At 60.9% G+C, this 4656-nt stretch carries 4 protein-coding genes; all 4 read left to right on the top strand.

The annotated features are described in order from the left end of the window. Window positions 1–212: 212 nt before the first annotated feature. Window positions 213–2927: an NADH-quinone oxidoreductase subunit NuoG gene (nuoG, locus tag D8U18_RS12945; protein ID WP_131107754.1), complete on the top strand. Its 2715-nt coding sequence runs from the start codon at window positions 213–215 to the stop codon at window positions 2925–2927. Then, a complete protein-coding gene (gene nuoH / locus D8U18_RS12950) occupies window positions 2924–3931 on the top strand; it encodes an NADH-quinone oxidoreductase subunit NuoH (RefSeq protein ID WP_056723843.1) in 1008 nt (335 codons plus the stop codon). Before nuoG ends, nuoH begins: the two co-directional genes overlap by 4 nt. A gap of 9 nt (window positions 3932–3940) precedes the next feature. Further along, complete coding sequence (gene nuoI / locus D8U18_RS12955) at window positions 3941–4489, top strand: NADH-quinone oxidoreductase subunit NuoI (protein ID WP_047527653.1); 549 nt, start codon at window positions 3941–3943, stop codon at window positions 4487–4489. 9 nt (window positions 4490–4498) lie between these two features. Beyond that, window positions 4499–4656, top strand: a 158-nt coding sequence (locus D8U18_RS12960; RefSeq protein WP_177435018.1) for an NADH-quinone oxidoreductase subunit J, incomplete at its 3' end; no start/stop codon positions are given.

Consider the following 4656-nt stretch of genomic DNA (forward strand, 5'->3'; position numbering starts at 1 on the left):
GAGTTCGAAGCCGGTATCGCGCCTGTCAGCGCCGCCGTCCCGCCTCTGGCAAGGCCGATCGTAGTCGGCGCGTAAACGCTTAAAAAGGCGAAGGGTCCGTGCCCTTCGTCTTCTCGTGTGATGACGCCGTAAACGGCTGTGTTGATTCACGCGAATAACAAGATTCCATTAGCCACGCCCGCTGACACCGGGCCAACGAAGAACTTTGAACCATGGCCACTATCCACGTAGACGGCAAAGAGCTCGAAGTCGATGGGGCAGACAACCTGTTACAGGCATGTCTGTCGCTAGGCCTCGATATCCCTTATTTCTGCTGGCACCCTGCCCTCGGCAGCGTTGGCGCTTGCCGCCAGTGCGCGGTCAAGCAGTACACCGACGAGAACGACACCCGTGGTCGTATCGTCATGTCCTGCATGACCCCTGCCACCGACAACACCTGGATCTCCATCGAAGATGAAGAGTCCAAGGCGTTCCGCGCCAGTGTTGTCGAATGGCTGATGACCAACCACCCTCACGACTGCCCGGTCTGTGAAGAAGGCGGTCACTGCCACCTGCAAGACATGACGGTAATGACCGGCCACAACGAGCGCCGTTACCGCTTCACCAAGCGTACCCACCAGAACCAGCAACTGGGCCCGTTCATTTCCCACGAAATGAACCGCTGCATCGCTTGCTACCGCTGTGTGCGCTTCTACAAGGACTACGCTGGCGGCACCGACCTCGGTGTATTCGGCGCCCACGACAACGTTTACTTCGGTCGTGTAGAAGACGGCACCCTGGAAAGCGAGTTTTCCGGCAACCTCACCGAGGTCTGCCCGACCGGTGTGTTCACCGACAAGACTCACTCCGAGCGCTACAACCGTAAATGGGACATGCAGTTCTCGCCGAGCATCTGCCATGGCTGCTCCAGCGGTTGCAACATTTCCCCGGGCGAGCGTTACGGTGAACTGCGTCGCATCGAAAACCGTTACAACGGTTCGGTGAACCAGTACTTCCTGTGCGACCGTGGCCGTTTCGGCTATGGCTACGTCAACCGCGAAGACCGCCCACGTCAGCCACTGCTGGCCAACGGCACCAAACTGAGCCTCGACGAAGCGCTGGATAAAGCCGCCGACCTGCTGCGCGGTCGCAACATCGTCGGTATCGGCTCGCCTCGCGCCAGCCTCGAAAGCAACTACGCGTTGCGCGAACTGGTCGGTGCCGAGCACTTCTATTCGGGTATCGAAGCCGGCGAACTGGAGCGCATCCGTCTGGTCCTGCAAGTGCTGAAAGACAGTCCGTTGCCAGTGCCGAACATGCGTGACATCGAAGACCACGATGCGATTTTCGTCCTCGGTGAAGACCTGACCCAGACTGCCGCCCGTGTTGCGCTTTCGCTGCGTCAGTCGGTCAAAGGCAAGGCCGAAGACATGGCCGACGCCATGCGCGTTCAGCCTTGGCTCGACGCCGCCGTGAAGAACATCGGCCAGCACGCGCTGAACCCGCTGTTCATCGCCAGCCTGGCTGAAACCAAGCTCGACGACATCGCCGAAGAGTGCGTTCACGCCGCCCCGGATGACCTGGCCCGTATCGGTTTCGCCGTGGCTCACGCCCTTGACGCCAGCGCTCCAGCCGTTGAAGGCCTGGACGCTGAAGCGCTCGAACTGGCCCAACGCATCGCCGATGCCCTGCTCGCTGCCAAGCGCCCGCTGATCATCGCCGGTACTTCCCTGGGCTCCAAAGCCCTGATCGAAGCCGCCGCGAACATCGCCAAGGCCTTGAAGCTGCGTGAGAAGAACGGTTCCATCAGCCTGATCGTGCCTGAAGCCAACAGCCTCGGCCTGGCCATGCTCGGTGGTGAATCGGTCGACTCCGCGCTGCAAGCGGTGATCGATGGCAAGGCCGACGCCATCGTCGTGCTGGAAAACGATCTGTACACCCGTACCGACAAGGCCCGTGTCGATGCCGCGCTGACTGCCGCGAAAGTGGTCATCGTTGCCGACCATCAGAAGACCGCCACCAGCGATCGCGCGCACCTGGTGCTGCCAGCCGCCAGCTTCGCTGAAGGCGACGGTACCCTGGTCAGCCAGGAAGGCCGCGCCCAGCGCTTCTTCCAGGTCTTCGATCCGAAGTACATGGACGCGAGCATCCTGGTTCACGAAGGCTGGCGCTGGCTGCATGCCCTGCGCGCGACCCTGCTGAACCAGCCGATCGACTGGACCCAACTGGACCACGTCACCGCCGCTGTCGCTTCCAGCACTTCGATCCTGAACCGCATCGTCGATGCCGCACCGTCCGCCGCGTTCCGCATCAAGGGCATGAAACTGGCCCGTGAACCGCTGCGCTACTCCGGTCGTACCGCCATGCGCGCCGACATCAGCGTGCACGAACCGCGTACCCCGCAGGACAAGGACACCGCATTCGCCTTCTCGATGGAAGGTTACTCGGGCTCCGCCGAACCGCGTCAGCAAGTGCCGTTCGCCTGGTCTCCGGGCTGGAACTCGCCGCAGGCCTGGAACAAGTTCCAGGACGAAGTCGGTGGTCACATCCGCGCTGGCGACCCGGGCACCCGCCTGATCGAAAGCACCGGTGATTCGCTGAACTGGTTCGCCAGTGTTCCGCGCGCGTTCAACCCGGCCCAGGGTACCTGGCAGGTTGTCCCGTTCTTCCACTTGTTCGGCAGCGAAGAAAACTCTTCGAAAGCCGCGCCGGTTCAGGAACGTATTCCAGCAGCCTACGTTGCACTGGCCAAGTCCGAAGCCGACCGCCTGGGTGTCAACGACGGTGCCATGCTGAGCCTGAACGTGGCGGGCCAGACCTTGCGTCTGCCGCTGCGCATCAATGAAGAGCTGGGCGCTGGTCTGGTTGCATTGCCTGCGGGCATCGCCGGCATTCCGCCAGCGATCTTTGGCAAATCCGTTGACGGTCTGCAGGAGGCAGCGCAATGACCTTGTTCACTCCTGAAGTGATCGACGTGATCATCGCGGTCCTCAAGGCCGTGGTGATTCTGCTTGCCGTGGTGGTCTGCGGTGCACTGCTGAGCTGGGTCGAGCGTCGCTTGCTCGCCCTCTGGCAGGACCGTTACGGTCCGAACCGCGTCGGTCCGTTCGGCGCGTTCCAGATCGCCGCCGACATGATCAAGATGTTCTTCAAGGAAGACTGGACGCCTCCATTCGCCGACAAGATGATCTTCACCCTGGCACCGGTAGTCGCCATGAGCGCCCTGCTGATTGCCTTCGCGATCATCCCGATCACCCCGACCTGGGGCGTGGCGGACATCAACATCGGCATCCTGTTCTTCTTCGCCATGGCTGGCCTGTCGGTCTACGCGGTGCTGTTCGCCGGCTGGTCGAGCAACAACAAGTTCGCCCTGTTGGGCAGCTTGCGTGCCTCGGCCCAGACCGTGTCGTACGAAGTGTTCATGGGCCTGTCGCTGATGGGTATCGTGATCCAGGTCGGCTCGTTCAACATGCGCGACATCGTTGAATACCAGGCGCAGAACCTGTGGTTCATCATTCCGCAGATCTTCGGTTTCCTGACCTTCTTCATCGCTGGCGTGGCCGTGACTCACCGTCACCCGTTCGACCAGCCGGAAGCGGAGCAGGAACTGGCCGACGGTTACCACATTGAATACGCCGGCATGAAATGGGGCATGTTCTTCGTCGGCGAGTACATCGGCATCGTGCTGATCTCGGCGCTGCTGGTGACCCTGTTCTTCGGTGGCTGGCACGGTCCGTTCGGCATTCTGCCGCAGATCCCGTTCATCTGGTTTGCACTGAAAACCGCGTTCTTCATCATGATCTTCATCCTGTTGCGCGCTTCGATTCCGCGCCCACGGTATGACCAAGTGATGGATTTCAGCTGGAAGTTCTGCTTGCCGCTGACCCTCGTCAACATGCTGGTGACCGCTGCGATCGTGTTGCTCAACACGCCCGCCGTCGCGGCTCAGTGAGGATAGAGAATCATGAAGTACATATTTGACATCGTGCATGGCCTCTACACCCAGCTTCGCAGCCTGGTGATGATCTTCGGCCACGCCTTTCGCAAGCGCGACACGCTGCAGTACCCGGAAGAACCGGTCTACCTGCCGCCGCGCTACCGTGGCCGTATCGTCCTGACCCGCGACCCCGACGGCGAAGAGCGTTGCGTAGCTTGCAACCTGTGCGCCGTGGCGTGCCCGGTGGGTTGCATCTCGCTGCAGAAAGCTGAAACCGAAGACGGTCGCTGGTACCCGGACTTCTTCCGCATCAACTTCTCGCGCTGCATTTTCTGCGGCCTCTGCGAGGAAGCCTGCCCGACCACCGCGATCCAGCTCACGCCGGATTTCGAAATGGCCGAGTTCAAACGTCAGGACCTGGTTTACGAGAAAGAAGATCTGCTGATCTCCGGCCCCGGCAAAAACCCTGATTACAACTTCTATCGTGTTGCAGGTATGGCGATTGCCGGGAAGCCGAAAGGCTCCGCGCAGAATGAAGCCGAACCGATCAACGTGAAGAGCTTGCTGCCTTAAGGAAGAAAGATGGAATTCGCTTTCTATTTCGCATCGGGTATCGCTGTGGTGTCCACGCTCCGCGTGATCACCAACACCAACCCTGTGCACGCCCTGCTCTACCTGATCATTTCGCTGATCGCCGTGGCCATGACGTTCTTCGCCCTCGGCGCACCGTTTGCCGGTGT

The organism is Pseudomonas sp. Sample_10 (assembly GCF_004321495.1).
Taxonomy (GTDB): domain Bacteria; phylum Pseudomonadota; class Gammaproteobacteria; order Pseudomonadales; family Pseudomonadaceae; genus Aquipseudomonas.

Excerpts from the sequence above, each read along its gene's own strand:
- nuoG (WP_131107754.1), top strand. The coding sequence starts at position 213 with ATGGCCACTATCCACGTAGACGGCAAAGAGCTCGAAGTCGATGGGGCA.
- nuoH (WP_056723843.1), top strand. The coding sequence starts at position 2,924 with ATGACCTTGTTCACTCCTGAAGTGATCGACGTGATCATCGCGGTCCTC.